This is a genomic window from endosymbiont GvMRE of Glomus versiforme, assembly GCF_003546845.1.
On the sequence record NZ_NWVA01000007.1, the window covers coordinates 1 to 282 of the forward strand.

Genomic DNA, 282 nt, shown 5'->3' on the forward strand with positions numbered 1-282 from the left:
CCCAAGGCACTAGCGGGACGGAGATGCTGACTGGCTGGTTGTCTGTGAGATATCACTTACCCAGCGGGGTAAGGATAAATCCTGACTTCAGCGTCAGCAAATCCTTCCCCCGCTGGCCTTGTTGGCCGTATATGTAAAGGAAAAATTTTTAAACCATGAATAGAATATTAAGTATTGACCCCTCAGGGACAGGAACCACAGGAATTTATTTTCGGAATGGCAAGCAGGAAAGATTTAATCACTATCAAGGAAAGGAATGACAAAAACACTATGATTTTATTG